The organism is Oligosphaera ethanolica, assembly GCF_030814695.1.
In the GTDB taxonomy this organism is placed as follows: domain Bacteria; phylum Verrucomicrobiota; class Lentisphaeria; order Oligosphaerales; family Oligosphaeraceae; genus Oligosphaera; species Oligosphaera ethanolica.
On the sequence record NZ_JAUSVL010000001.1, the window covers coordinates 3,650,413 to 3,677,135 of the forward strand.

The window sequence follows — 26,723 nt, forward strand, 5'->3', positions numbered from 1 at the left end:
GGTGATTATGGGCTTGCTGCTACTGGCGACACTGGCGTTGCCCACTGCGAGTGGCGGCAAAGACGACTCGCAGCTTCGTGCTGTCGTTGACTTGGCGGGGGCGTTGCGGCCCTGGTCGGGCGTTACCGGTGATAGCTCATCTGAGGCTTTGGCGGCCTATCGTGCCGCCTATGGCATACAGATTCCGGCGGCGTGCGTACATCGCGCGGGTCTGTGTGACATTGGCTCTTGGCGCATTGCGGTGCAGCGTTTCACGCCGCCCCGGCCGCGCGCGCGGGTGCTGCTGATCCATGGCTACTTGGACCACGCGGCAGTCTGGCGCTACGTGGTCGCGGCGCTGCTGGCGAAAGACTGCGAGGTTGTCCTCTGTGACTTGCCTGGGCACGGCCTGTCCTCCGGCCAGCGCGCCGCCATTGATGACTTCGTCGAGTACCGCCGGGTTATCCGCGCGGTGCTGGAGTTCTGCCAGGACGAGTGTGAGCCGCCCTTGCCGCTGAGCGCTGTCGGCCACAGCACGGGCGCTGGTGTGCTGGCGGACCTCCTCCTGGGCGGGCCGGGCGCGCCGGCCCTGCCGGAGCTCGCGCATGTGGTCCTGCTGGCGCCCCTGTGCCGTTCGGCGCACTGGGAGCTCGGGCAATGGGGGGCGAAAGTGGCGGGGCGCTTCGTCGACAGCTTGCCGCGGCGCTATGTGGACAATTCGTCCCTGTCGGGCTACGCCGAGTGGGTGCGCCGCGATCCGCTGCAGTACGGCCAGCTGCCCTTGTGCTGGCCATTGGCCATGGGGCGATGGTATGACGATCTGCACCAGCGCGACCCAGCACCCGCCAGCCTGCACCCGCTGCTTATCCAGGGCGATGCCGACAGCGTGGTGGACTGGGAATACAACCTGCCGTTCTTCATGGGAAAATTCCCTGGTCTGGAGACACGCATGGTGTCGGGCGCCAAACACCAGCTGATGAATGAGCAGGACGCATTGCGCGCAGACGTCATCGCGGCCCTGTTGGCGCAACTGGCGCGGTGAAGAAGGCTACGGCATGGGCTGGCTGGTTAGCGGCAGCACTTGACGGTGCCAATACGTCTTGTTCAGGTCACTGCCGTTGCCGGTTCAAGGCAGCGAATGCGTGACAGTTCAACGCTGAGTTCATCTCGCGCGGCAGCCAGGTCGTAGCTTTGCTGCAGATTCATCCAGAAGTCCGGTGAGGTTCCGAAGAAACGCGCCAGTCGCAAAGCCGTGTCGGCGCTGATGCCTCGTCGACCACGAACTATTTCGTTGATGCGGTGGCATGGCACCCGTAATTCCATGGCCAGTCTGTTCTGACTTATAGCGAGCGGTTTGAGAAATTCCTCCAGTAGGATCTCTCCTGGGTGCGGATTGATGATGCTTATTATGTTCATGGCTTTCGCTCCTGGGTTTTAGTGGTAGTCGACGACCTCAACGTCTCTTGCCCCCTCTGGCGTCCAGACGAAACAAACTCGGTACTGATCATTGATGCGAATGGAACATTGGCCATGTCGTCGCCCAGTCAGCGCCTCAAGCCGGTTTCCCGGTGGTGAGTGTAGATCAGCAAGCGTGACCGCCGCATCAAGCATGCGGAGTTTCCGCATCGCGCAACGGGCAATGCATGCAAAGGGGCCAGGTTGCCTGCCGTCGCTCATCCAGAATATTTCACTGGCCTTATTCCGGAAACTCAGTATCACGCGCGCCCTCCTGATTCCAAGACCATCATCTATAAGATTTGACCATATTGGTTAAATTCAAGTTGTCATGCTCTGCGGGAGTGAAAAAAAAGTCTTTTTTCGGTAATGTGCGAAATCTTGTGATAGAATGAGAGACTTGACACAGTAGTTCCGAACCCTTTGTCTGCGCCGTGGGCGCTATCCCTGGGCTTGGTATGCGTCGCGCGCCCGTCTCCCGGCCGTGGTGCGGGCGTCCCGCCCGCACCGTCGCCTGGGATCATGACCTTACCCGACCTCCAAACAGCCACACGCAAACGTGCCCGCCGCAGCAATCAATGAGTTCCATTGCCTCTTTGGCCCCAGTCAGCTGCGCCGACTGGGGCCAAAGAGGCCGAGGAACACGGACCAATATGGCGCGCCACCCAGGGCGGCGCGCGCCTTCGGCGCCGCTTGCCCTGGGCTGGTATGCGTCGCGCTTTCAGCGCTTCAGCCGCTTCGCGGCGGAAATGCGCGACGAGAAAAGGCTGCTTGGCTGAACAAGTGCCATGGATACCGTAAAGTGAAGAGCATCGGTTTCATGGGAGCAGGTTGGTGTAAAAAGTTTTCTCCATAAGAAGTGAATAGTTCTTATTTACACCTGGAGTCATTGGTTGGCAACTACAAGTGTTCATCACAAGATTAAGCACATTAACCATTTTTCCATGCATTTGCCAGGTCGTAGGGATTCACAAAAAAGGGCGCCCCGCGCTGCGGTCCGTTGGTGGGGCGGCAGCGCGGGGCTGGTGGGTTGCTGGCGTTACTAGCGCCGTAGTGTTTTAGGCGTAGATAGGACCGAGGAAGGCGCAGGCGCGGTAGTCATCGCCGGCGAAGCGGTCCCACATGGTTGGGCGGAAAATATCGTTGGCGGGCACGTTGTGCATATCGACGGGGATGCGCAGCATAGCGTTGAAGGTGATGAAGTCGGCGCCGATGAGGCCGAAGCTGTTGGCGTCGTGATTCGGGCCGATTTTGGACATGTACTCGTATGAGGTCATGTCGCGCGGGGCCCAGTAGGTTTCCGGCCAGGTGGCGTCAGTGACCTTGCTGATGTGGTTGGAGACCTTAGCGGGGAGATTGACGGTTTCGCCTTCGACGACCGAGCAGGTGAGCAGATCGCCGACCATGTTGTAGCGGTAGGCGGTCATGGGTACGTTGCCGGGGGTGGTGAAATGGCTGGAGAGGCCGTCGCCGGGGAAGTAGGTCAGGGCGGCATTCATGTAGGTTGTGCCGGCAATGGCCTTCTTGATCAGTTCCTTCTGGAGTTTTGGTGAGGCGCAGATGGCCTTCCAGGCGTCCTGGACGCTGGCTTTGGCGGGGTCGAGGCCGGCAATGGCGAAGATGTCCAGCGCGTAATCGAGGGCGCCGGCGCCGGAGTTGCGTTTGTCGATGATGCCGCGGGGGCAGACCTTGTCGACGTTGACGCCCGTGGCCTTTTTGATGGACGCTGGCGTCCAGTTGGTGCGGATGTCGGCGAAGAGCTGGGGCACGCCGCCGGTGAGGAGATTGGCGATGAGCATACCGACGCCGTTTTTGGAGTCATTTTCGGTGGCGACGACGCGTGAGCCGGTGAAGCCGTTCCAGTCGAAGGAGCTGTTGAGGAGCGACTCGGTGACGTCGAAGTTCGGGTTGTAATCGGTCCACTGGCGCTGGCCCTGGGTGCCGGCGGCGATGGCGTTGGTGCCCTGGGCGTATTCGACGTCGGCGGTGAAGCCGTATTTCTTGCCGTAGGCGGCGTCAGCCAGTTTGGGATTGCCGATCATGAGATCGCGGACAATGGTGGTCATCTTGATGCAGGTTTCGATGAGCTCGTCGTCGGACAGGCCGTTGCGGCGTTGTGCGGGCTTGTTGGTCATGGCCATTTTGAACTGCTTGAGGAATTTGACGCCTTTGGCGACTTCCTCGTGGTCGTAGAATTTCGACTGCATGCGGCCGGTGAGGATGCTCATATCGACGGACACCGTGCCCATGCCGAGGTAGTTCATCATGGTGTTGCGGCGGACATCGGAGCCGATGATGCCCATGGAAACGCCACCGACGGACAGGTAATTCTTGCCGCGCATGAAGGCGACGGCGGCGGCGCAGCGCGAGAAGCGCATGAGTTTGCCGGCGACAAAATCAGAGAGCGGGCCGTCTTCGTCTTCGAGGTCGGGCGAGTAGACGCAGAAGATGGGGTGTTTCTTTTCGTCCATGGCGGCGGTGAAGGCTTTGAGCCAGACGGCGCCGGGGCGGTCGGTCTGGTTGAGGCCGTAGGCGCACTGCTGCCATTCGCTGGAGCCGACGCCCATCATGGCGCCCATGAGCTCATCGGAGTAGGACCAGCTGCGGCCGATCCAGATATTGGCGCTGACGCCCTGGGTGGCGTAGTAGGCCTGGGCGCGCGCGGCACTGCGGGCGCCGTAGACGATTTCGGGGGCGACGACCACGCGGATGGGCTTGCCGTCGGGCTGGAAGACATTGTTGGTGAGCAGGTCATAGACCTTCTCGACCATGCCCCAAGTCTTGACAGTGTTGTCTTCGTAGGCGCCGCGGCGGCCGTCGGAGACGGGCGTCAGAGCGATGGTCGGGATTTGGCCGATGATGGTCTGGTCGGCGTCCTGGAAGGAACGGATGCTTTTGGCCAGGGCGCTGAAGTTCGGGCGGTCACTGCTGCGTGCCATGTCTTTTACCTCCAAATGAGTTGATGGGGTGGATCGGAATAGCTTTTTGGGGACGAAACGACAACATGGGTTTAACCATAGTGTCTGTTGTGCTTAAGGCAATGCCCAAACGGGCAAAAAACATCAGCATTGAGACCGGAGGGACGCCGGGGACCGAGGGTGCCGGTTGGCGGCTGCGCTGGGGCGAGGACTCACGACTCATAAGGCATGGTCCCATGGATTGGACCATTGGGACGCTTGGGACTGTGGGGAATGGTGTCTTGGACGCTAGGGACTGATTAGCCGACGCCGGTTATCCTGCGAGCGCCGCCGGCGCAGTCGGTAGATCAAAAAGAACATTTTTCAGAGTCCTTGGCGAAAGCCAGGCAAAGTTGTGCCTCTACGAGGCACGGATTCCGGGAGGGAGCCATTTCCCCAGGCTAAAGCCTGGGGTTAAGCATGGTTAAGCGCCTACGGCGCAATGTCGAGTTTTGCCAAACTCCAGGCCGCCGTCCCGGCGGCATTGAACCTGTGAGCGCCGCCGTCCCGGCGGCATTTTGCCACCGTTGTTGCTGTTGTCATGGCTCATGTGGCAGACTGGCATTTTTTTACGCGGAAAAGCATTTTTGTCCTGCGTCATTTTGGTCGTGTCGGGTATAGTATCACTTTCGTGGCGAGGACTGATGGGGCGGGGCAGACTTTTCAGGTACAACCCAAGGTCGTAACGATGAAGCGCATAGGTTTGATGGGCTGTGGCACCGTGGCGGATTACGGGCACATCCCGGTGATACTCAATACGCCAGGTCTGACCCTCCACGCAGTGTTTGATCCTGATCCCCAACGCCTCAGGTTTGTCCAGGAAAAATTTGGCCTGGCGAATACGTATCAGGACGAGGCGTCTTTTTTTGCCAGCGGGATCGACGCTGTGACGGTGACGTCGCCGGCGCCCTGCCATCTGGCGAACATTCGCGCGGCGAGTCGCGCGGGCAAGCATGTGCTTTGCGAGAAGCCTCTGGGCATGACGGAGGACGAGTGCCGGGAGATGATCGACTGCACGGCGCGGGCTGGGGTGATGCTGTTCACGGGTTTCGACTATCGCTTCAGCCCAGCCGCGTTGCAGATCCGCCAATGGCTGCGAGACGGCGCGATTGGTGACCTGCGTTCGCTACGTCTGATTTACATCTGGAATTGCCACGGCAAACGCCAGCGCAATGACCAGGGCCTGCTGGTGGAAAATGCCCGCCGGCAGGGACGGATGGACGAAGGCGGCCCGATGGTGGACTGCGGCGTGCATCAGATCGATCTGGCGCGATTTTGGACGGGCAGCGAGGTCCAGTCCTGGACGGCTGCCGGTGCCTGGGTGGACGAATATGACGCTCCGGATCATATGTATCTGCACATGCAGCACGACAGCGGCGCGCATAGCATGGTGGAGATCAGCTACTCCTACTGCCATACCTGCCAGCAGCCGGTGAATGTCTTTACCTACGACCTCATCGGCACGAAAGGCCTGATCCGTTACGACCGTAATGCGAAGATTCTGGACATGCGCAACCAGGACGGCGTGTTCACCATGCCTTTTGCGCCCGAAAAGAATTTTGCGGCGTTGTACGAGCATTTCCGGGATGCGTTGGCGCAGGGCGGTTCAGATGTCCTGCCCACGGGGCTGGATGGGCTGATGGCCGCCAAGATATCCCGCGAAGCCACGGATGCGCTGGTGGCGCAATGCCCTCGCGGCAGCAAGTGATGCTCACTCCGGTAGCGCTGGCAGCGCCGGCGAGGCGTGCTGGTGCCGCGCTGCGCAATTGGCTGGTCTGTGATGGCCTTTATCAAGTCGCCCTTGAACCGCATGGTGGTATGCGATGACAATTCAGGCATCCTCAATAGTGAAAAGTCGCCGCTGCGGCAATGGTTGTGGCTGCCGATGGCTGATTCTGTTAATGCTGGCTCTCGTCAGTCGCGGTGACGATGCTACCCAGGGCAGGCGCGAGCTTACGACCTTGCTGCTCAATAGCTACCATTACACCTATCTGTGGACGAAAGAGTTCATGGATGGCTTTCTCAGTCATCCCGGCACCTCGCCCGCGAATGCCCAGGTCGATCCGGTGTCGATGGATTATTTGCGGGCTCCCGATGGCGTGCAGCAGATTCGCGAGCGGGTGCTGACGGCCATCGGCAATGACCAGTACGACATTGTCGTTGGCATCAACACGCCGGCGCTGGACACGTTGGCTCAGCACGCCGACGAACTGCCGGCGCATGTCCAGTACATCTTTGGCGGTTTTTACGCTGACAGCGAGGCCTTGCGAGCGAAGCTGCCGCGCTCCACGGCGCTCTGGTTGGAGTTCCCGGTGGAGGAGAACATCGCCCTGGGCCTAAAGATGTACCCAAAAACAAAAAAGGTCGCCGTGATTACGCACAGTAATCGGACGGGCAAGCAGATACATCGGCGACTGCTGGCGGAGTTGCCTAGTGACGGCCCGGTGGAGTACGTCTTGTTGAACGGCGCCGACACGTCCACCGACGAAATGCTCGCCGTGCTCTACGGTATGCCCCAGCAGTCTTTCGTGGTGATTGCGGCCTGGCATGGCAGTAGCGATGGTGATTATGGCTACTACAGGAATGTCTATGAGCTGATGGTGCGAGTCAGCCAGGGGCCGGTATTTTCTTGTTCGTATATTGGCTGTGGACTCCTGGGCGGCGTGCAGGTGCCAGCGGCGGAATTCGGCAAGCGCATGGCGCAGCTGCTGGACAAGGTCCGGCTGGGCACTCTTGCCGAGCAGATCGTGCCGGAGCTCATGCCCTGCACCGTGCGTTTTGATTACGACGTGCTGCAGCGTTTTCCGCCGGCGCCAGGGAGTATTCCTGAAAGCGCCGAGATCGTCAATCGCCCCAAACGCTTTTTTGAGGAGTATCCGCATCTGGTGTTGGTGACTGTTCTGGCACTGGTCGCCCTGTCGGCATTTTTTCTGATGGTCGGCCTGTTCTTCATCAGCTACCTGCGTTTGCGGCAGTTGAAGCAGAGCATGTCGGCGCTGGCCAACAACCTCCGGACCACCCTGGAGTCCATTGGTGAGGCCGTGATTGTGACCGATCCGCATGGACGTATTACCATCTTCAACCGCAAGGCCGAGTCGCTCACCGGCTTTTCCCGTGACGAGGCTGTTGGGGCCATGCAGGGGCAAATCTACAAAACGACTGCGGAAAGCAGGTCGGTTGCCGAGGACGAGGGCGGCCAGGACCTCGGCCGGCATTACGTGCGGCTGCAGCAGAAGGACGGTAGCCCCCGGCATATTGCGGAGAACATCGCCATCATTCGTGACAAGGAATGGCATTTTCTGGGTAAGATCGTGGTATTTCGGGACATGACGCGCGAGTACCGCTACGAAGAACGGCTGCGGCTCAGTCACTCGTTGATGCGCAAGGCCGCGGAAATGGCCGGCCTGGGCTATTGCAGCGTCGATCTGGCCAGTGAGACGATCATCAAAGCGTCGGCGGAGCTGCCCTGCTGCTGGCCGGAGGAGGCCGGCCGGCCGGTGCCCGCGAAGCGCTGGCTGTCGGCGGCGGACTATCAGCATTTTCATCAGGCGATCGCCAGGATGCGCGAGGGGCGGCAGCACGACTGCAACTTGCCTTTCAGCTCCGACTATGGCGGTGCGCGGCGGCATTACCTCTTTGTGGCGCGAGAAGTCAGTGAGGACAACGGCAATGGCCATGACGGTCGTACGGCCTTCGCAGTCATCCAGGACGTCACGCAGCTGCGTTCGGCAGACGAAGAGAAGCGCAAGACGAATTTGATTCTGGACGTGATACTGGAGAACCTGCCGGCGTTGGTCTTTATCCGCGATGTGCATGACGATTACCGCAACATCCGGGTCAACAAGATGTACTGCGAGTTGCACCAGGCGTCGGAAGAACAGCTTCTGGGCAAGAACGTGTTTGAGCAGTATCCGCCAGAGGTTGCGCGGCGGCAGCGCGAGATGGACGAGTCGTGCCGGCGGGCGCCTGGGCGGGTCCAGCAGTGCATTGAGGAGCTGAAATTCCATGGCCGCGACTACGTCTTCAATACCCAGAAGATTGTGGTGAGCAGCGGCGAGCGAGAACTGCTAATCGGCATCAGCTTTGACATCACTGAACAGGAGCAGAACCGCCGTGACCTGTTGGAGACCAGCATGATGTTGCAGACGCTGCTGGACGAGATTCCGGTAGGCGTGGTGGTGAAGGACCCGGCCAATGATTTCCGTTACACCAGGTGGAATCGGCGCGCCGAGATGGACCTGGGACTCTCTGCGAGCGAGGCGGTTGGTCGTCGTTGCGACGAGGTGCCGTCGCTGCAGAGCGTGGCCAAGGCCTTGCGGGAGGAAGACGAACTGGTTTTTAGGGACAATATCAACCTGACCTCCCAGCACAGCGGCGAGTTCAACGACCAGAAACGTCATTTCACCATCTTCAAGAAGATGGTTCACCTTGCCGAGGGCAAGCGCGCGTTGCTATGTGTGTTTGTGGACGTGACGCAGCAGAAGGAAGATGAACAGGCTCTGCGGATGGCGATGGTCGCCGCCCAGAGCGCCGAACGCGCCAAGAGTTATTTCCTGGCGACCATGAGCCATGAGATCCGTACGCCGCTGAACACCATCATTGGCTTCTCGGAACTGCTGCAGGACAAGGATCTCGGTGCACAGGAGCGACAGGACTACGTCTGCTCCGTGAATCAGGCCGGTTGCGTCTTGCTCAATCTCATCAATGACATTCTAGACCTGTCGAAGATTGAGGCCGAACAGCTCGCATTGACGCCACAGCGTACTGATTTGCGCGCGCTATGCACGGAAATCCTGTCGGTTTTTCGGGCGCAAGCAGAGGCCAAGGAACTGGCGTTGACTCTGGCATATCACCCTGCCGCCGATTACTACCTGCTTGACCAGACCCATTTGCGGCAAATCCTCTTCAATCTGCTGGGCAATGCCTTGAAGTTCACCACGCGCGGCGGCATCACGCTCGACGTTGATTACGTGGCCGGAGCCAGGGATCTAGGCGAGTTGCGCCTGCAGGTCATTGACAGCGGCTGTGGCATACCCGAAGACAGCCAGGATAAGATCTTCCGGCCCTTTGTCCAGCTCATTCATCGCCTGGCGAAGGAGGCGACGCCGAATCGCCAGCACGGCACGGGCTTGGGCCTGGCCATCTCCCAACGGCTGGTGGAAAAGATGGGCGGCGCGCTGTCTCTGAGCAGTGTTGTAGATGAAGGCAGCACCTTCACAGTAACGCTGCGCGACGTCCGACGTCTGGAGGCACCCGCCACCGCTGACGGCGCCAACGCTGTTACCGACAAGCCAGCGGTAGCCGCACCGACGCACAACACGGCGCCGGCGCCCCGGGAGCTCAACCTGTTGCTGGTGGACGACGTGCCCATGAATCTGCAGGTGCTCAAGTCGATGTTGGGGCGGCTGGGCGTAAAGTGCCAGACCGCCGCGTCCGGCGCAGAAGCCCTCAGCGTCTTGTCTGAAGATCATTTTGACGGCGTGCTGACGGACCTGTGGATGCCGGAAATGAGCGGCGCGGACCTGTCGGCGCGCATCCGCCAGAATCCGGCCTTCAAGCAGCCGCTGATCATCGCCGTCACTGCCGATGTCGAGGCCGAACACAATTTTTACCTGGAATATTTTGATGACATCCTGCACAAGCCGGTGACACTGGCGAAATTGCGGGAATTGCTCGGGCGTCTTGGCGACTATCATCCGGGGGTGCCGTCAGAGTAAGAAGCATGAGGGCGTGGGTGGCGCCCTCAGTCAAATCAATGGTGGGTCATAGCATGCGCATTCTCTTCATGTCCGATGTCCACGGTTCGACGGATAGTCTTGAGCAGCTGCGGGGTCATGCCGAGCGGCTGCAGCCGGATTATTTCGTATTGCTTGGCGACGCCCTGTATCATGGTCCGCGCAACCCGCTGAGGACGGATTACAGTCCGCCGGCGGCCGTGGAGCTGCTCAATGCCTGGCAGGAGCGCATGATCGCCATTCGCGGTAACTGCGACAGCGAGGTGGATCAGATGCTGTTGAACTTTCCCATGATGGGCGACTACGCGCATTTGCTGGTGGGCGGCCAGCGCTTTTTCCTCACCCACGGCCATCTCTGGCAGCCGGAGCAACCGCCGCCGCTGAGTGCCGGCACCGTCTTCGCCTACGGCCATACGCATCTGCCGCACCTGGAGCGGCTGTCGTCGCGCCTGGTGGCCTTTAATCCCGGCTCGATATCCTTGCCCAAGGGCGGCAACCCGCCCAGCTTCGGTTTCTATGACCACGGCCGGCTCAGCATTCTCAATCTGCTCAGCGGCGACAGCATGGCCGATATGACGCTGGAGTGAAGACCGCGACTCCCGAGCTAGAGACGCAGGGGACGCAGGGGACGTATGGGCAGGGGACGCAGGGGACGTATGGGCAGGGGACGCAGGGGACGCAGGGGACGGAGGGGACGTGCCAATCAATAAATCCGCGTTAATCGGCGAAATCTGCGGATAAAAAAGGCCACGCCGCGCAGTTTGTGGCTGCGCGGCGTGGCGTTTCGGGTGAGTGTTACTCGTCCCCGGCAGGCTGTGGTTCCGGCCGACCGGGGCGTTCTTCCGGTGCTCTTAACCAAGCATTTCGCCGAATTTCTTGTAGAATTCGAGGCGGTTCTTGGCGTCTTCTTCGCACTGCTTGAAGAGGTCGTCCGCTTCGGCGCCGGCGGCGGTGTTCCGCAAGGAGCTGTAGCGGCGTTGGCCGGCGAGGAAGTCCTGGAAGCTGCCATCGGCTTCTTTGCTGTCCCAGCTGAAGCGTTTTTCGGCGGCAGCGGGGTTGAAGCGGTAGAGGGGCAGGTAGCCGCTTTCGACAGCCTTCTTCTGCTCATTCTGGTGGAACATCATGTTGATGCCGTGGTTGATGCAGGGCGAGTAGGCCATGATCAGCGACGGTCCCTTGTAGGTCTCGGCTTCGAGGAAGGCATTGATGGTCTGCTGGCGGTTGGCGCCCATGGACACACTGGCGGTGTAGACGTAGCCGTAGCTCATGGCCATGATGCCGAGGTTCTTTTTGCCGAAGCGCTTGCCGTTGGCGGCAAACTGGGCGACGGCGCCGATCTGGGTGGCCTTCGATGCCTGACCGCCGGTGTTGGAGTACACTTCGGTATCCAGCACCAGGATGTTGACATTGCGGCCGGAGGCGATCACGTGGTCAAGACCGCCAAAGCCGATGTCGTAGGCCCAGCCGTCACCACCGATGATCCACACCGACTTGTCAACAAAGTAGTCCGACAATTCGGCGGCTTTGGCGACGATCGGGCAGCTGCAGGAAGCGGCGGCGGCTTTGAGGACCGCAGCGGCTTTTTCCTGAGCGGCGAAGGCTTCGGGCGTGGCCTCGTTCCACAGTTCCAGGCATTTGCCGACGGCGTCCTTCATGTCGGCCGGGGCCTTGTCGGATTCCATGAGCAGCTTGGCGTTCATCATGAGCTGCTCGCGGTTGGTGTCGATGGCCATGCGCATGCCAAGACCGAATTCGGCGTTGTCTTCGAAGAGGCTGTTGGCCCAGGCGGGGCCGCGGCCGTTCTTGGCCTTGGTGTAGGGAATGGTCGGGAATGTGCCGCCGTAGATGGACGAGCAGCCCGTGGCGTTGGCCACGATCATGCGCTCGCCGAAGAGCTGGGTGACAAGCTTGACGTAGGGCGTCTCGCCGCAGCCGGCGCAGGCGCCAGAGAACTCAAACAGCGGTTTTCGGAACTGGCTGCCCTTGATGGAGTTAAGCTTGTTGTTGCCGAGAATGTTGTCCGTCGTGCTCTCAAAGAACGTGACGTTGTCGTTTTCGCCGGCTTCCCGGGCGGCCTCGAGGGTTGTCCAGGTCAGGGCCTTCTTGTCGTCTTCCTTGTTGGCCAGCGGGCAGGAGCTGACGCAGACGCCGCAGCCCTGGCAGTCTTCAGTGAAGACCTGTACCTTGAACTTCAGGGCCGGGTCAGCTTTGGGGCGGACATCAACGGCGTTGAAGCTCTTGGGCGCATTGGCCATTTCTGCGGTCGGGACCAGCTTGGCGCGAATGGCGGCGTGCGGGCAGACCATGCTGCAGATGTTGCACTGGATGCAGTTTTCGGCGTGCCACTTGGGAATGCGCGGAGCAATGCCGCGTTTCTCCAGACAGGCCGTGCCGGAGGGCAGCGTGCCGTCGTAGGACATCTTGGAGACGGGAATGCTGTCGCCCTGCTGATGCATGGTCGGGAGGATGACGGACTTGGCAAAGTCGTCGGCGTCCTTGTCCAGCAGCGGTGCGGGCACGTAGCAGTCGACGCCGTCGAGGGAGGCGGGGACTTTGACTTCTTCAAGGGCGGCTGCCGTGTTGTCCACGCAGACCCAGTTCTGCTTGACGATGTCCTCGCCCTTCTTCTTGAAGCGTTTTTCGATGGACTTCTTGATCATCTTGACGGCTTCGTCCTTGTCGATGACGCCGGAGATGATGAAGAAGGCGGTCTGCATGACGGAGTTGATGCGCTTGCCGAGGCCGGCCGCATTGGAGATCTTCATCGCGTCAATGTTATAGAAGCGGATTTTCTTCTTGAGGATCAGCTCCTGCATGTCCCGGGTGAGCTTGCTGAACACTTCGTCGTTGGCAAACTCGGAGTTTAGGAGGAACACACCGCCTTCTTTGAGGCCGGAGATCATGTCATAACGGCCAATGTAGGCTGGGTTGTGGCAGGCGACAAAATTCGGGTGAGTGATCAGGTAGGGCGAGGTGATGGGCTTCTTGCCAAAGCGCAGGTGGGACACGGTGACGCCGCCGGACTTCTTGGAGTCGTAGGAGAAATAGCCCTGGGCATACATGTCGGTGTTGTCACCGATGAGCTTGATGGAGTCTTTGTTGGCGCCGACGGTGCCGTCCGAGCCCAGGCCCCAGAAGGTGCAGCTGATGGTGCCCTTGGGTTCGCAGTCGAAGGCGGGGCCGACGGGGAGGGACTGATGCGTCACGTCGTCATTGATGCCGACGGTGAAGCTGTGGAAGGCCTTGCCGGAGAGGTGGTCAAAGACCGCCTTGGCCATCGGCGGGGTGAATTCCTTGGAGGACAGACCATAGCGGCCGCCAATGACTTTGATATCGCAGCGGTCGGCGTCCTTGATGGCGTTGACCACGTTGAGATAGAGGGGTTCGCCAGCCGAACCCGGCTCTTTGATGCGGTCGAGAACCGCAATCTGCTTGGTCGTTTTGGGCAGGGCCTTCAAGAAGGCCTCGTTGCAGAAGGGAAGGAAGAAGCGGACAACGATCATGCCGACCTTTTCGCCGTGGGCGTTCAGATAGTCCACCGCCAGGGACACGGTTTCGGCACCGGAACCCATGACGACGACGACCTTCTCGGCGTCGGGGGCGCCGACGTAGTCAAAGAGGTGATACTGACGGCCGGTGACGGCGGCCAGCTTGTCCATGTACTTCTGGACGAGCGCGGGCAGGGCGGCGTAGTGGGCGTTGGTGGTTTCGCGGCCCTGGAAATACACGTCGGGGTTCTGGGCAGCCACGTGGATCATCGGCTTTTCGGGGCGGAGGGAGCGGGCCCGGAAGCGCTCGACTAACTTCATGTCCACCAGGGACTTGAGAGTCTCGGTGTCGAGATTTTCGACTTTCTGGACTTCGTGGGACGTGCGGAAGCCGTCGAAGAAGTGTAGGAAGGGAATCTCGGCTTCGAGGGTGCTGAGGTGAGCCACGGCGGCCATGTCCAGGCATTCCTGGACGGAGCTGGCGGCGAGCATGGCGAAGCCGGTGCCGCGGCAGGCCATGACGTCCGAATGGTCACCAAAAATGGACAGGGACTGGGCGGCGAGGGTACGGGCCGAAACATGGAAGACGGTCGGCAGCATTTCGCCGGCGATCTTGTACATGTTGGGGATCATCAGCAGCAGGCCCTGGGAGGCCGTGTAGGTCGTGGTCATGGCCCCGGCAACCAGTGAGCCGTGAACAGCGCCAGCGGCGCCCGCTTCGGACTCCATTTCGACGATGTTCATCGGGCGGCCAAACATGTTCTTGACGCCCATGGCCGACCAGCTGTCGGCGAGTTCGCCCATGACGGATGAGGGGGTAATCGGGTAGATGGCGGCGACTTCGCTGAACGCGTAGGCGACCTGGGAGGCCGCGGTGTTGCCGTCGATGGTGACCATTTTAGCCATTTGTCATTCTCCTTGCTTCTACACTCTAACACACTGGAACCGAGACAAATCCGTCATGAAAAAAAACGACGCGTGCGCAGCGGCGACAGGGGCGCCATGGGCTCGCGGAAATTAGGAAAAAAGCAGGACGTAATGTAATTCCTATACCTATGTTTAGCAAGGACATTCCAGCGTAACCGCAATTACTTTGCAGCCCTGCAGACGGCGTGGACAGCGTGGACAGCGTGGACAGCGTGGACAGCGTGGACAGCGTGGACAGCGTGGACAGCGTGGACAGCAATCATCCTGGGAGCGCCGCCGTCCCGGCGGCTCTTTCTTTCGCCCGCCCGTTTCGCGGTCGTGGTGCGGGCGTCTCGCCCGCACCGGCGAGACGGCTCATTACACCGTCCTCGCCATCCCCGCCGAGTGGTAGTGCGCCCGTATCTCGATGGTTTTATTGGCGGCTGGTGTTATGTTAACGCGTTTTTTTCGCGGCCGTGAGTGCCGCTAAGTACTGTGTTTTTCAACATGTGTTAGTATCCAGGCCGTCCCCGCGTTGGGACCAGAAAGGACCAGCAGCAATGAAGAAGACGAAAGTCGGTATTGTCGGTTGCGGAATGATCAGCGACACGTATTTCAAGGCGTCGCAGAAGTTTAATATGATCGAAGTGGTCGCCTGTGCGGACATCATTCCTGCGCGCGCCGAGAAGAAGACCGAGCTTTATGGCGTGCCGAACATGACGAACGACGCGTTGTTTGCCATGCCCGAGATTGAGATCGTGATTAATCTGACGCCGCCGCAGGTGCATTCGAAGATTGCGACCGACACCTTGAATGCCGGCAAGCACGCCTACTCCGAGAAGCCCTTCGGCGTGGATTCTGACGACGCGGCGAAAGTGATTGCCTTGGGCAAGGCCAAGAATCTGCGCGTTGGTTGTGCGCCGGACACCTTCTTGGGCGCCGGTCAGCAGACGGCCCGCAAGATTCTGGACGACGGCTGGATCGGCAAGCCTTTGTGCGGCACGGCGATAGTGATGGGCCGCGGCCCGGAGAAATGGCCGCAGGCGCCGTTCTTCTACGACTACGGTGCGGGCCCGATGCTCGACCTCGGCCCCTACTACATGACCGCGCTGGTGAATCTCCTTGGCCCGGCCAAGAGCGTGACGGCGGTGACGACGAAGGGCTTTGACTTCCGGACCTATGGTCCCGAAGTTGCCGAGCAGTATCAGGACAAGTACAAGCCCTTTGACAAGTACCCCGTGACAGTGACGACGCATCTGACCGGCGTGGTCGAATTCGTCTGCGGCGCAGTGATCACGGTCGTCGCCAGCTTTGACGTCTACAAGCACGGCCATCGGCCGATCGAGATCTACGGCACCGAGGGCTCCATGCAGGTACCGGATCCCAACACCTTCGGCGGCCCGGTGACGGTATGCCGCAAGGGCCAGAAAGAATGGCAGGAAGTGCCGCTGAGCCATGTCTATGCGGATAACAGCCGCAGCATCGGCGCGGCCGACATGGCTATCGCCCTGCGCAACAACCGCCCGCATCGCGTCAATGGCGATCTGGCCAATCACGTCCTGGACATCATGCTGTCCTTTGACAAATCCAGCAAGGCCGGCCAGAAGATCGAACTGGGCACGACCTGCCAGCGCCCGAAAGCGCTGCCCCTGGGCCTGGAAGTCGGCGAACTCGACGACTAAGCTGCAGTAAGCGAATCGCCTCGGCGATGATAAATCAACACCTCCGGTTGGGCATGAGCCCGGTCGGGGGTGTTTGCGTAGAGGGGAACGACGGCCGTTGGGTGGCGGTGTTCAGAGAAAGACGTTCATCGTTCGTCTGGAGCCATTGTCGTTCAGTTCAGAACGGCTGTTCCTTGGCGCCGGCGGCGGGTTGGGCAAGGGCGTTGTCGAGATTGTCGAAGACGAGTTTGATGATGGGCACTTCGTCCTGCAAAGCTGTTGCGGGTATGTCGCTGAGGTGCAGCCATGGCGGTGACTGATACCAGGAGGGCACGACTTCGACGGCGCAGCGGACGGGCTGGTCGTTGTTGAGCAGGGTGGCTTCTTTGGGCATCACGCGCAGCGGGTTGAGGACCACGCCGCTGCTGTTGAGGCCCTTGGGGAAATGGACGTAGATAGTGTTGCCGCGGCGGGTGAGCATGCAGTCCGGATTGGCGCATAGTTGCGTCGCGGGCTGGCTGTCCTGGAAGGCCTCCTTGACGCGGTGGTACCAGCGGCCGATGCGGCGAAGGATGTCATGCGCGGCGGGGGGCAGGGCGCCGTCGGCCTGTGGGCCGACATTGAGCAGGTAGTTGCCGCCCATGCAGAGAATTTTGTCCATGGAGCGCATCAGAAAGAGCGGGGTGAAATAGTCCTCATTTTCGCGGAAGCCCCAGCTTTGGGCGCCGATGGACTGGCAGGCCTCGGTGGGGTTGGCGAATGCCTGGCCGTCGGGGACATGGCGTTCGGGGGTGCTGTAGTCGCCCGGGCCGAAGCCGCGATTGTTGATGACGATGCCGGGCTGCAAGCGGCGGAGCAGGGCGTTGAGATCGGGTATGATGATTTTCGGCGGAATGTCCCAAAAGAAGCCGGCGATTTTGCCGTAGTTGCTGCACAGTTCGGTGATTTGGGAGCGGACGTAGGCGACGTATTGGAGGAGGTCCGGCTGGTCGCCGGGATTGGGCTGTGGCAGCTGGTGGTCGCCGCCGAAATTGATGGCGTTGGGGTGGTGCCAGTCGGGGCAGGAGTAGTAGAGTTCGAGGGGAATGTGCCGGCGGTGGCACGCGTCGGCGAGCTTGGCGAGGACGTCCTGCCCGTAGGGGGTGTTCGTGATCTTGTAGTCGCTGTGGCGGGTGTCCCACATGCAGAAGCCGTCGTGGTGTTTGGTGGTGAAGCAGAGGTATTCCATGCCGGCTTCGGTGGCTAGGTCAAGCCAGGCGTCGGGATCGAAACCGACGGGGTTGAAGCGCCCGGCGCGCTCGACGTACTGCGCTTTGGGGATGCCCTTTCGCCACTGAATTTGCTCATGCCAGCCATCCAGGGCATAAATGCCCCAATGAATGAAGAGCCCGAAGCGTTTGTCGAAAAACCAGTCGCGGTCGTCATTGAAATGCGCTATCATCGGCGTGCTCCTGAGGTGATTATGAAAAAAAGTTGCGAATTGACGCGGCGGTCTTGAAAAGAAATGTGATTTTGTCTATACTTGCTCAAGTCGAGATTACTCGACCAGTGTTGTGCGATTCACAATAAAAAGGATGCGTCATATCATGAGACAAGACAAGCGCTTTACCCTGATTGAGTTGTTGGTCGTGATTGCGATCATCGCCATTCTGGCGGCCATGCTGTTGCCGGCGTTGGCGAAAGCGCGGGACAAGGCGCGGACCATCAGCTGCGTCAACAATATGAAGCAGATGGGGCTGGGCGGCAACATGTACACCCAGGATTATGACGGCTTTGTGCATTTTTCCTACAACTACCCGGGCTACATGCATTTTGCCGCGATTCTCAACACCTACTACGTCAACGACAAGAAGACCTTCGTTTGCCCGGCGGATACGGATGTGCGCATCGACACCGGCAATGGCTGGACGGGAAACGGCCGGAGCTACCTGACCAATTACAGCGTCCATCGGCCTGGCGATGCCTATGGCACGCCCAACCCGGGCGTGCTTGTTGGCGATGTCCAAGCACCCAGCGAGGCCTTTTCTATCCTGCCCAATTTTGACGAGAGTATCCGCAGCGCGAGTTTTACCGCCGGCGACGACACGGCCCAAGGCGCGAACCATGGCTTGCGCATGCGCCGGGTGGGCTACTTGCGGCACAAGCTGGGCTTCAATGTGCTCTACGTCGATGGCCATGTGCAGTTTATTGGCACTGGCCCCTACTTGGCTCTGCCATCGAACTCCAATCAGTGGAAGACGTGGTACTGACGTGGGCGCGCTGAGTTCTCCTTGGCGTCGCACGCCAAGTGCGGGTCAATCACGCCCGTCGCCGAGAAATTTTCTGGCGACGGGCGTGGCGTTTTTGAGCGGGGATTGTAGCGGTAGTGTGCGTGGGGCCTGCTGCATCGCGACGTGCACCGCGGCCGCTTATTGCTGGGTGCGGCGCCGTTTGCGCGTCAGCCGGCAGGTTGATAGTGGCAGGCGTAGGCGCTGAGGAAGCCTGGAAAGGCCTCCTGCAAGGCGTCGCGGATGGCCGGCGCGGCGGTAGGTTCGCAGAGTCCGTAGAGGGTCGGGCCGCTGCCGCTGACGTGGACGCCGGCGCAGCCCAGGCCGGCCATCTTCGCCGCGATGATGCCCAGCACGGGAAATTTGTCCAGCACGGCGTGTTCGAGGTCGTTGCCGCAGAGTGCGGCGACGGCGCGCCAGTCGTCACCCTGCAACGCGGCGATGAGCTCGTCAATTGGCGGGGCGGGCGGCGCCGCGACCTGTCGCCAGTGGCTGTAGGCCCAGGACGCCGGCACGGGAAAGCCCGGATTGGCCAAGATAATGCCCAGCGGCGTGCGGACGCTGATCCCGCGCAGTCTTTCGCCAATGCCCTCGGCAACGGCTGGCTGCGGGTCGAGGAAGAAGGGCACGTCGGCGCCAAGGCGGCAGGCCAGCTTCTGCAGGACGGCGTCAGGGGTGGCCGGTGCGAGCTGGCGCCGGAGTTCGAGCAGCACCGCTGCCGCGTCCGAACTGCCGCCGCCAAGACCAGCGGAAATTGGAATGCGCTTCTCCAGACTGATTGCCAGACTGGGCTCAATGCCGGCCTGCTTACAGAAGAGCTCGGCGGCCTTGACGCAGAGGTTGGCCTGGTTCGTCGGCAGCGACGGCTGCGAACAGCGCATGGCCAGGCCAGGCGTGTCACTGGGGGCGACGCAGACCTCGTCGCTGAGGTCGTGCAGCGGCAAAAACAGCGTCTGGATGTCGTGATAGCCATCCGCGCGTTTGCCGACGATTTTGAGGTACAGGTTGATTTTGGCGCAACAGAGCATGGCGTGTTCGGAGTTGTAGGGTGAGGGAACCGCTCGGCGCGTAATATAGTCCAAGGACCGCGTCGTGCCGGCTTCCTTGGCAGCCCTTGGCTGTGGCGGTAGATTAGGCCGCCGCGCGATTCTGACCACGGTGCTGTGAAAGTCCCGCCGCCGCAGGCACGCCGGTCATGCCCCGTGGCTTTGGTGTTTTGGATAATGAATTGGAGATACGATGAACATTTTTCTTTGGCTTATGGCGTTATTCGTTTTCTTTCCGGCTTTGGAGCTGGCGATATTTGTGCGTCTGGGCAATGCCCTCGGGGTCTTGCCGACGCTGCTGATTATCTTGGGTACGGGCATGCTTGGCGCCTATGTCGCTCGTCTGCAGGGTTTGCTGGCCTGGCGCGGCGTGCATGAGGCGCTGGTCCGCGGCGAAAATCCCTCTCTGCAAGTGCTGGATGGCCTGGGCATTCTGCTGGCGGGCATTGCGCTGATCATTCCGGGCTTCTTCTCCGACTGCGTCGGTCTGCTGTTGCTGTTGCGGCCAGTGCGGCTGCTATTCATGTCCTTTCTGCTGGGCCATGTCGTTACCCGACCGGGGCACGCGGGCCACTGGCAGCGGCGCGGCGCGCGGCCGGGCGCGCGCCGGGCCCCAGGTGCCGGTGGCGCAGGCGCGGCTGCCGACCCCATCGGCACTGCCCAGGGCGACCACGTCCCACCCGCCAGTGAAATGATTATCGACGTGACGCCCAAGGACAGCCGCCGTGAACCGTGAAGCACAGGACCATGTGGCCGCACCGCCGCTGCCTCCCGCTGCAGTCGACGAGCATTTCTTCGCGTGGAATGGCGTGGGCTTTCTCCTCCCCGTGAGCTGGGAACTGTCCTTCTGTGATCTGCAGCGCGGTGTGACCAGCGTCGCCCATGAGGACGACTGCGACCGGCGCCTGGAAGCCGAATGGCTCGTGCCCGATAGTGTGCCCGCGCAGGATAAGGTCCAGCAGCGCTTCCAGCAGCAGGCGCGGGCTATTGCCGAAAAAGCCACCGCCGTGCTGCCCATCGCTGGCATCGATGACGCCTGGACAGCCCACGAGTACCACCTCGGCGATGCAGCCGCCCAGCAGCCCCCCCGTGGCGCCGCCGCCGCCCAGCAGCCCCTCCGTGGCGGTGCAGCGGCCCAGCAGCCCCCCCGTGCTGGCGCCGCCGCAGCGGACCCGCAGCCCCTCCGTGGCGGCGGTGTAGCGGCAGTGTTGGTGATTGCTTACCGGCTGCCGCAAGGGCCTGGCGAGCCCATGGCGCTTTTCCGCCTGCATTTTCCGGCTGGCAGCCGCGAAGTGCCGGCGGTGGTCATGCGTTTGCTGTGCCGGTCGTTTCGTTGGTGGTCGGCGGGCGAGGCGCCCTGGCAGTTCTACGACGTGGCCTTCGCGTTGCGGCGCGATTTTCGCCTGGCGGCGACAGCCCTGCAGGCCGGCCGCAAGCTCCTGCAGTTTGAGTGGCGCCTGCGGCGCCTCTACGTCTGGCATTTTTCCCTGGCAGAACTGATGCTTGCCAAACAGAGCGTCGAGGCCTTCTGCGCTGATTTTCTGCGGCAGAGCAAGCTTCTGCCCGTGCCGCGTTGGACGCCAATGCCGGACGGCGGACTGACCTACCGCCGGCGGCGCCTGCATTTTTTCGGCCAGTTTGAGGAAATTGGCCGCTGCTGTTTCAAGTATTACGCGTGGTGCCATCACGACCCCGCCCGCAACCAGATCGCCCTGTGGGTCATGCATTACCGCTGCGCTGCCGACCTGCAGCAGCTCCCCGCCGCCATCCGCCCCGGATCGGGCCATTTCGCACCATAGGGGGATGCCCCACTGGCAAACGCCCATTTGCGATGTTTTTGCGGGAAATAGTCCCGCTCAGTATGGGCTCCTGTGTTATCCAGATTCATCGCTTTTGCCTGGCAAAGCCATCAGCCATAATCCTTGCGCAAATCCATGGCTGGTGCACCGCGTCATCGCTGTTGTCTCTATGCTTCTGGAGTAAATATCTCTGCTAAATTTTTCGCTTCGCAGGCGTAATTATGTAGCGAAGCTTCTTGCTATGGCAACGGAAGACATGTATCCTTTTCATGACACAGGCATCTCGTGCAATTACTTTTGTGCCGAAGTGGTGTGGTATGTGTGTGGGGAGTTTTTCCCTTCCCGTAAGGCGAATTTCTAAGGCTCTTTTTGTTTTTCAGAAAATACCGTTATTTGCGGCGTATTAATTTCCAAACTCAGTGAGGAGGCAAAGCATGGCTGAACAGGCGATTCCAGATGTGGTGTGGCACAAAGCGCAAATTGATGCCTACACGGCTATCAAGCCAATCTACGACAAGTATGCGGCCGCACTAGAACGCGTCTTTACGGTGGCCAAGTCGGTGTCAATTCCGGAGTGCATCGTGCAGGTGCGCGCCAAGGCCATGCCCAGTTTTGCGGAAAAATGTCTGCGCAAGTACGAGAAACACAAGGACCCCGTCAATGAGTTGAACGATCTTTGCGGGGCGCGGGTCATTGTGCATACCCTCGAACAGGTCAAAGCCGTGCGTGCCTTCGTGAGATGTAATTTTCTGATTCGTGAAGAAGATGAGAAGGGCCTGATTTTGGGTGAGGATAAGTTCGGCTATCGCGATTTGCATTTTTTAATCCTGCTTGACCCAGCACGCGCGGCGGCGATAGGCTTCACTGCTGACGAGATCAAGGTGATTGGCAGTCGGGTGGCAGAACTGCAAGTGCGCACAGTCGTGCAACATGCCTGGGCGGACATCTTGCACGACCGCATGTACAAGACCAAGCTCGTCTATCCACCGACTTTCAAACGGAAGGGATCGCTCCTCGCAGCAATTATGGAAGACGGCGATCGTCAATTCGATAGTCTTGCTGGCGATATTGACGGTATGCAGACCAATTTCACCGTGTATGCCAGCTGTCAAGAAGTCGACAAAGAGATCAAGATTCTCGAAGTCATTTACGAAAATGCCAATCAGGATAAGAAGTCGAGCGCGGCTTTGAATCTGGCAAAAGCGGCTTTGAATCTGGCAAAGGCGGCTTTGAATCTGGCAAAATTATACTCTGCCAAAGACCGCTATGAGGACGTCTGCACGACACTCAAGCCCCACCAGAATATTGAGGGTTCTTTGCGCTTCGAAATTCTTCTGGAACTGGGCTACGCGCTGTGTAAACAACATGCCGCACAACCGGCATCGCCAGACTACCAAGCGGGCCAAGACGCTCTGCTGGAGGTGATCGACGAGTGCCGTTGCGAGGTCTATGACAGTATTCCAAATTTGCGCAAACGCCAGAGTATGCTGGCCCGGGCACTGACCCGTTTGGGGTGGTCGTACCAGAACTGCCCGAACAACGCCGCCAAGGCACGCAGCTGCTATTGCCAAGCCCTTTGCGTGGAGCCAGGCAATCCGTACTACTTGGCCGAAGTGCTTGCCTATGAGATATTTTGCTCCGGCAAAGCCGACATGATCTCCACGATGGAGGCGACTATCCGCGAAGCCATCGCGACGTGCCGACAGCATGCCGCAAATGGCGTTGAGTTGCCATATGCTTACTTCACAGCCGGACGCCTGCAGCTTTTGCTCGGTTGCGATAAAGAAGGGCCCGAACGCGAGAAAGTGGCTTTGGATCATGACAAAGCGGCCGTGGTGGATTACGCGCATGGCTTGCGTCTCCTCAAAACGGGCGATATCTGCGTTCCCTCAGATCTGCTTGAGCAAGAGAAGGCCTGGATTCATCGCGTCGCGCACTCAAATACTCCCACACATGGGAAAAAGTGGGTGCTTGATCTGATTGATCTCTATGCTCGCAATGGTACCGCCGCAAAAAAGACTGCCGGCGAGACAAAACTAGCTGCTCCCGTCATGATTGTTGCGGGCAGTGCCGGGATTGGCATAACTTCCACTGACATCGAGCGGCTGACTGCGATTCTGGCCGATGCCGTTGCTGGCTGCCGGGGGTGCATACTCTCCGGTGGCACTTCGGTGGGAGTCCCCGGGGCTATCTCGCAAGCTGTTATGGAAGCATCCAGCAAAGGGCAAGTACCCGAGCTGGTCAGCTATCTGCCGCGCAGTCTGCCAACCGACCTCGAAGCCGATAAAAGGTATCGCATGGTGATCTGCGGTGAAAATGATTTCTCGCCGGCACAGCCGCTGCAATATTGGCGTGATATTCTCGCTAACGGAGTGGCCGCCAAAGAGGTCGTGGTCTTTGGTTATGGCGGTGGTATGATTGCCGCCGCCGAATATGCCATTGCCTTGATGCTGGGCGCAGAGGTCTATCTGGTGCGCGGGTCCGGTCGCGCTGCCGATGGCTTCTTGCAGATGGAGGCATTGATACCCAACCTCAAGGGCTTGCCAAATGACAAGAAGAGCATCCTGTTCTTGTTCCGCAGCGCTTCTCCAGCACCGGCTACTTTCACGTCCGAAGAGCTGGATAGAATGGCCCGCCAGATTCACGCGAATTACGTTGAGAAGAACGCAAAAAAAATACCTGAAAGCTTACGCCATTGGGATAGGCTGGACGATAACTACCGCCAGGCCAATATCGGACAGGCCCAAGAGATGGCCGAGATACTTCACAGACACAACTTTGCGGTGGTGCCCCAGTCATCTCCCGGAGTGGCATTGACGACCGATGACATGAAACAAAAAGACCTAAAAGAATTTGTCGAAAAAATGGCTGAACTTGAGCATGGACGCTGGAATGTCGATCGACTCAAGAAAGGCTGGCGACATGGAGAACGGGATAACGAACACAAAGTGCATGATTGCCTTGTGCCTTGGGATGTTTTGCCTGACCAGATACGCGAGTACGATCGTGAGGCGATTCGGAACTATCCAGGCATTCTCGCTAATGTCGGCATGAAGATTGTTAAATTAGGTGACTAGAAGACTGTGAAAGCATGAGGCTGCAGGCCAATGTCGCCGCACGGCAACCAGGAGCATGACAAGTATGGCTGCGGACTGCGTGCGAGACGCCCACCGAAACGGGTGTCATATGAGCCATACGGGGCCGCATGCAGCAGACAAAGAAATGAGGGAGCAATGGACCACGCCGATCCTTCTCAATCGGCATGGCTGGGAATGGCTGTGCGGGTAATCATCTGTGATGACCAGGGCCGGATGCTGCTGCTGAAACGGCCGCATGGCGGGCATTTTCCCGACCAGTGGGAATTCCCGGGCGGCAAAAGCGATCCCGGAGAAACGCCAGACATTTCTTGCGTGCGGGAAACACTCGAAGAAACAGGCTTGCAGATTCGACTTGACCGGCTGATTGGTGCCGTTGAGGGCCGCGTAAAAGGTCTGCGGACGATCAATCTTGCCATGGCCGGCAGTATCGTCGGTGGCGAGTGCAAGCTGAGCAGCGAACATGTCGACGCCTCCTGGTGTGAGCTCGACGAGGTCCGACGGCGTGATATTACCGATGTCACCCGGGACATACTTCGCCTCAGTGAACCCGTCAAGAAAGCAACCGAAGATGATTAACATCGAATCAAAGAAGGGCCTTTTGCAGCGATGGTTGGGTCTGCCATTGCTTGCTATCTTGGCGCTGCTGGCGACTGGAATGGGCATGTACGGTTTTGCCGAGTATTATGCCGACCGAAAGGAGGCGGTGACTGTTTCCAGTCTGCTCTATCAGAGCCTGCAGCTCTTTTCATTGGAGTCTGGAATGGTCGAAGGAATTGTCCCCTGGGAATTGCAATTTGCTCGTTTCTTTGCCCCCACCTTGACGTTTGTGACACTTGCCAAGGCCTTGCTGGTTTTTTTTCGGGAGGAAGTGCGCGATTACCGCCTGTCCCGGAGCAAGGAGCATATCGTCATCTGCGGAGCGGGCGAGAAAGCGGCCGCACTGATCCACGATTTTCTGGCAGCTCAGCGCCGGGTCGTGACGGTTGATTTGGCTGGTAAACCCTTAACCGGTGAACGCGGCGGCAGCGACGAGCTTTTCCAGCTTCACGGTGATGCTTCCTGCTTGGGCGTTCTCAAGCAGGCGCGGCTTGAATGGGCGGAGAGGGTATTTGTCACCACCGGCAACGATAGCACCAACATTGAGATTGCCGCGGGGATCTGCCATCTGCTCTCTCGCTCGGTCAAAGCCATGAAACGTCTCACCTGCCATATCCACCTGGTGGATCGCCAGACTGCCGAACTGTTCCGAAATCACTGCATCTTCAGTAACGCCAATGATTTTGTTGATATGCACATATTCAACCTCTATGACAACACGGCAAGGCTGTTTTGGCGCGAGCACCTGCTCGCCCGTGGGCCTATTGCTCCTGCTGACGGTCGTCGCCTGCGGCTGGTGATTTGCGGCCTCGGGCAGATGGGCGAGGCCGTGCTGTTGCGCGTGTTGCGTAGCGCTCACTATGCCAATGGCTCAATACCGGCAGTGACGATCGTCGATCGGGATGCTGGCCTCTGCCGCGAACGCCTGCTTGAACGCTATCCGGCGCTACTGGACCTGTGTGACCTGGATTTCGTCACCGCCGACCTGGGGCATCCCGAAACCGCGCGCAAACTGGCTTCGGTGTTGACGCGATCAAACGAAATTGCCTCTGCCGTATTCTGCCTTGATGACGACTACGCCAATTTTGCTGCCGCACTGCAGCTGTCGGCGCGTCTTGAGTCGACGGCTGCGCGCATCTATATCCGCCTGGCGCGGGCCGCTGGTCTGTGTGATTTGCTCCGGGCGGAGCAGTCCAATGCCACCCCCGCTAAAATCATTGATGGCTTCGGGCTTATCGACAACTGTAGTAGTAGTGATCTGGTGCTGACAGACGCCTTGAGCCGTGTCGCTCGTCTTCTTCATGAGGACTATGTGGCCAATCAGCGCCGCAGCAATCCCGGGGCGTCGACCCCTCCAATGAACCCATGGGAAAGCTTGGACGAATCCTTGCGCGACTCCAACCGCGAACAGGCCGAGCATGTCGAACTCAAATTACGCACGTTGGGCTATTCCAGTGTCGGGTCTGACGCCCGTCTGCCAGTATCGTTCACGGATGAGGAAGTTGAGCTGTTGGGGCGGATGGAGCATGCTCGCTGGTGCGCCGAACGCGAGCTGGCGGGCTGGACCTATGCGCCAGGAGAGAAGGATGTCGCCCACCGCACGTCACCCCACCTAGTGCCATGGGAACAGCTGCCAAACGCCATTCGGGACTACGACTTCAACTTTGTGAAATCCCTGCCACGTATTCTCTCCCAACAGCACGGCACCTGATGGGGCTTCCAGACGCCTAGGCGC

18 protein-coding genes are annotated in these 26,723 nt (G+C 59.7%); 12 read left to right on the forward strand and 6 right to left on the reverse strand.

Annotation, left to right across the window (positions count from 1 at the left end; all coding sequences use genetic code 11):
- Positions 1-7: 7 nt before the first annotated feature.
- Positions 8-1,021, forward strand: a complete 1,014-nt coding sequence (locus J3R75_RS12635) for an alpha/beta hydrolase (protein WP_307262059.1) — start codon at positions 8-10, stop codon at positions 1,019-1,021.
- Between the two features lie 62 nt (positions 1,022-1,083).
- Here J3R75_RS12635 and J3R75_RS12640 read toward each other — a convergent pair whose 3' ends face one another.
- Positions 1,084-1,395 carry a HigA family addiction module antitoxin gene (locus J3R75_RS12640; RefSeq protein WP_307262061.1) on the reverse strand — a complete coding sequence of 104 codons (312 nt, stop codon included), beginning with the start codon at positions 1,393-1,395 and terminating at the stop codon, positions 1,084-1,086.
- 18 nt (positions 1,396-1,413) lie between these two features.
- Positions 1,414-1,698, reverse strand: a complete 285-nt coding sequence (locus J3R75_RS19880) for a type II toxin-antitoxin system RelE/ParE family toxin (protein ID WP_370882369.1) — start codon at positions 1,696-1,698, stop codon at positions 1,414-1,416.
- Positions 1,699-2,087: 389 nt separating this feature from the next.
- On the opposite strand from J3R75_RS19880, the gene J3R75_RS12645 reads away from it, so the two are divergent.
- The gene (locus J3R75_RS12645; RefSeq protein ID WP_307262063.1) at positions 2,088-2,213 is read left to right on the forward strand and encodes a hypothetical protein; all 126 of its coding nucleotides are present in this window, start codon (positions 2,088-2,090) and stop codon (positions 2,211-2,213) included.
- 279 nt (positions 2,214-2,492) lie between these two features.
- Here the strand turns inward: J3R75_RS12645 and fucI are convergent, their stop codons facing one another.
- Complete coding sequence (fucI, locus tag J3R75_RS12650) at positions 2,493-4,373, reverse strand: hypothetical protein (protein ID WP_307262065.1); 1,881 nt, start codon at positions 4,371-4,373, stop codon at positions 2,493-2,495.
- Between the two features lie 706 nt (positions 4,374-5,079).
- Between fucI and J3R75_RS12655 the strand changes: the two genes are divergently transcribed.
- From J3R75_RS12655 to yfcE, 3 genes are all read left to right on the forward strand, one after another.
- Positions 5,080-6,099: a Gfo/Idh/MocA family protein gene (locus J3R75_RS12655; RefSeq protein ID WP_307262067.1), complete on the forward strand. Its 1,020-nt coding sequence runs from the start codon at positions 5,080-5,082 to the stop codon at positions 6,097-6,099.
- Positions 6,100-6,214: 115 nt separating this feature from the next.
- On the forward strand, positions 6,215-10,108 hold the full coding sequence (locus tag J3R75_RS12660; protein WP_307262068.1) for a PAS domain S-box protein: 3,894 nt from the start codon (positions 6,215-6,217) through the stop codon (positions 10,106-10,108).
- Positions 10,109-10,161: 53 nt separating this feature from the next.
- Positions 10,162-10,713 (forward strand): phosphodiesterase, encoded by a 552-nt coding sequence (gene yfcE / locus J3R75_RS12665; protein ID WP_307262070.1) that lies wholly within the window; start codon positions 10,162-10,164, stop codon positions 10,711-10,713.
- A 264-nt stretch (positions 10,714-10,977) separates the two neighbouring features.
- On the opposite strand, the gene nifJ is transcribed toward yfcE, so the two are convergent.
- The gene (gene nifJ / locus J3R75_RS12670) at positions 10,978-14,520 is read right to left on the reverse strand and encodes a pyruvate:ferredoxin (flavodoxin) oxidoreductase (RefSeq protein ID WP_307262072.1); all 3,543 of its coding nucleotides are present in this window, start codon (positions 14,518-14,520) and stop codon (positions 10,978-10,980) included.
- Between the two features lie 560 nt (positions 14,521-15,080).
- On the opposite strand from nifJ, the gene J3R75_RS12675 reads away from it, so the two are divergent.
- Positions 15,081-16,202, forward strand: coding sequence for a Gfo/Idh/MocA family protein (locus J3R75_RS12675; RefSeq protein ID WP_307262074.1), 1,122 nt, complete (start codon positions 15,081-15,083; stop codon positions 16,200-16,202).
- A 157-nt stretch (positions 16,203-16,359) separates the two neighbouring features.
- Here the strand turns inward: J3R75_RS12675 and J3R75_RS12680 are convergent, their stop codons facing one another.
- Positions 16,360-17,622, reverse strand: coding sequence for an alpha-L-fucosidase (locus J3R75_RS12680; protein ID WP_307262077.1), 1,263 nt, complete (start codon positions 17,620-17,622; stop codon positions 16,360-16,362).
- Positions 17,623-17,767: 145 nt separating this feature from the next.
- On the opposite strand from J3R75_RS12680, the gene J3R75_RS12685 reads away from it, so the two are divergent.
- Positions 17,768-18,430 carry a DUF1559 family PulG-like putative transporter gene (locus J3R75_RS12685; RefSeq protein WP_307262079.1) on the forward strand — a complete coding sequence of 221 codons (663 nt, stop codon included), beginning with the start codon at positions 17,768-17,770 and terminating at the stop codon, positions 18,428-18,430.
- Positions 18,431-18,618: 188 nt separating this feature from the next.
- Here J3R75_RS12685 and ispE read toward each other — a convergent pair whose 3' ends face one another.
- On the reverse strand, positions 18,619-19,530 hold the full coding sequence (gene ispE, locus J3R75_RS12690) for a 4-(cytidine 5'-diphospho)-2-C-methyl-D-erythritol kinase (RefSeq protein ID WP_307262080.1): 912 nt from the start codon (positions 19,528-19,530) through the stop codon (positions 18,619-18,621).
- Between the two features lie 157 nt (positions 19,531-19,687).
- Here ispE and J3R75_RS12695 point away from each other — a divergent pair, with 157 nt between their 5' ends.
- The 5 genes from J3R75_RS12695 to J3R75_RS12715 all read left to right on the forward strand — a co-directional run bounded on the left by J3R75_RS12695 (position 19,688) and on the right by J3R75_RS12715 (position 26,699).
- Positions 19,688-20,230 carry an FxsA family protein gene (locus J3R75_RS12695; protein WP_307262081.1) on the forward strand — a complete coding sequence of 181 codons (543 nt, stop codon included), beginning with the start codon at positions 19,688-19,690 and terminating at the stop codon, positions 20,228-20,230.
- A complete protein-coding gene (locus J3R75_RS12700) occupies positions 20,220-21,293 on the forward strand; it encodes a hypothetical protein (RefSeq protein ID WP_307262082.1) in 1,074 nt (357 codons plus the stop codon). The genes J3R75_RS12695 and J3R75_RS12700 overlap by 11 nt, the downstream gene beginning before the upstream one ends.
- A gap of 434 nt (positions 21,294-21,727) precedes the next feature.
- A complete protein-coding gene (locus tag J3R75_RS12705; RefSeq protein WP_307262084.1) occupies positions 21,728-24,370 on the forward strand; it encodes a RyR domain-containing protein in 2,643 nt (880 codons plus the stop codon).
- 156 nt (positions 24,371-24,526) lie between these two features.
- The gene (locus J3R75_RS12710; protein ID WP_307262085.1) at positions 24,527-24,967 is read left to right on the forward strand and encodes an NUDIX hydrolase; all 441 of its coding nucleotides are present in this window, start codon (positions 24,527-24,529) and stop codon (positions 24,965-24,967) included.
- On the forward strand, positions 24,960-26,699 hold the full coding sequence (locus J3R75_RS12715; RefSeq protein WP_307262086.1) for an NAD-binding protein: 1,740 nt from the start codon (positions 24,960-24,962) through the stop codon (positions 26,697-26,699). The genes J3R75_RS12710 and J3R75_RS12715 overlap by 8 nt, the downstream gene beginning before the upstream one ends.
- Positions 26,700-26,723: the final 24 nt, after the last annotated feature.

What these genes read in the sequence shown, in the direction of transcription:
- J3R75_RS12635 (WP_307262059.1), top strand. Translation starts at nt 8, where the DNA reads ATGGGCTTGCTGCTACTGGCGACACTGGCGTTGCCCACTGCGAGTGGC.
- J3R75_RS12640 (WP_307262061.1), bottom strand. Translation starts at nt 1,395, where the DNA reads ATGAACATAATAAGCATCATCAATCCGCACCCAGGAGAGATCCTACTG.
- J3R75_RS12645 (WP_307262063.1), top strand. Translation starts at nt 2,088, where the DNA reads ATGGCGCGCCACCCAGGGCGGCGCGCGCCTTCGGCGCCGCTTGCCCTG.
- fucI (WP_307262065.1), bottom strand. Translation starts at nt 4,373, where the DNA reads ATGGCACGCAGCAGTGACCGCCCGAACTTCAGCGCCCTGGCCAAAAGC.
- J3R75_RS12655 (WP_307262067.1), top strand. Translation starts at nt 5,080, where the DNA reads ATGAAGCGCATAGGTTTGATGGGCTGTGGCACCGTGGCGGATTACGGG.
- J3R75_RS12660 (WP_307262068.1), top strand. Translation starts at nt 6,215, where the DNA reads ATGACAATTCAGGCATCCTCAATAGTGAAAAGTCGCCGCTGCGGCAAT.
- yfcE (WP_307262070.1), top strand. Translation starts at nt 10,162, where the DNA reads ATGCGCATTCTCTTCATGTCCGATGTCCACGGTTCGACGGATAGTCTT.
- nifJ (WP_307262072.1), bottom strand. Translation starts at nt 14,520, where the DNA reads ATGGCTAAAATGGTCACCATCGACGGCAACACCGCGGCCTCCCAGGTC.
- J3R75_RS12675 (WP_307262074.1), top strand. Translation starts at nt 15,081, where the DNA reads ATGAAGAAGACGAAAGTCGGTATTGTCGGTTGCGGAATGATCAGCGAC.
- J3R75_RS12680 (WP_307262077.1), bottom strand. Translation starts at nt 17,622, where the DNA reads ATGATAGCGCATTTCAATGACGACCGCGACTGGTTTTTCGACAAACGC.
- J3R75_RS12685 (WP_307262079.1), top strand. Translation starts at nt 17,768, where the DNA reads ATGAGACAAGACAAGCGCTTTACCCTGATTGAGTTGTTGGTCGTGATT.
- J3R75_RS12695 (WP_307262081.1), top strand. Translation starts at nt 19,688, where the DNA reads ATGAACATTTTTCTTTGGCTTATGGCGTTATTCGTTTTCTTTCCGGCT.
- J3R75_RS12705 (WP_307262084.1), top strand. Translation starts at nt 21,728, where the DNA reads ATGGCTGAACAGGCGATTCCAGATGTGGTGTGGCACAAAGCGCAAATT.
- J3R75_RS12710 (WP_307262085.1), top strand. Translation starts at nt 24,527, where the DNA reads ATGGACCACGCCGATCCTTCTCAATCGGCATGGCTGGGAATGGCTGTG.
- J3R75_RS12715 (WP_307262086.1), top strand. Translation starts at nt 24,960, where the DNA reads ATGATTAACATCGAATCAAAGAAGGGCCTTTTGCAGCGATGGTTGGGT.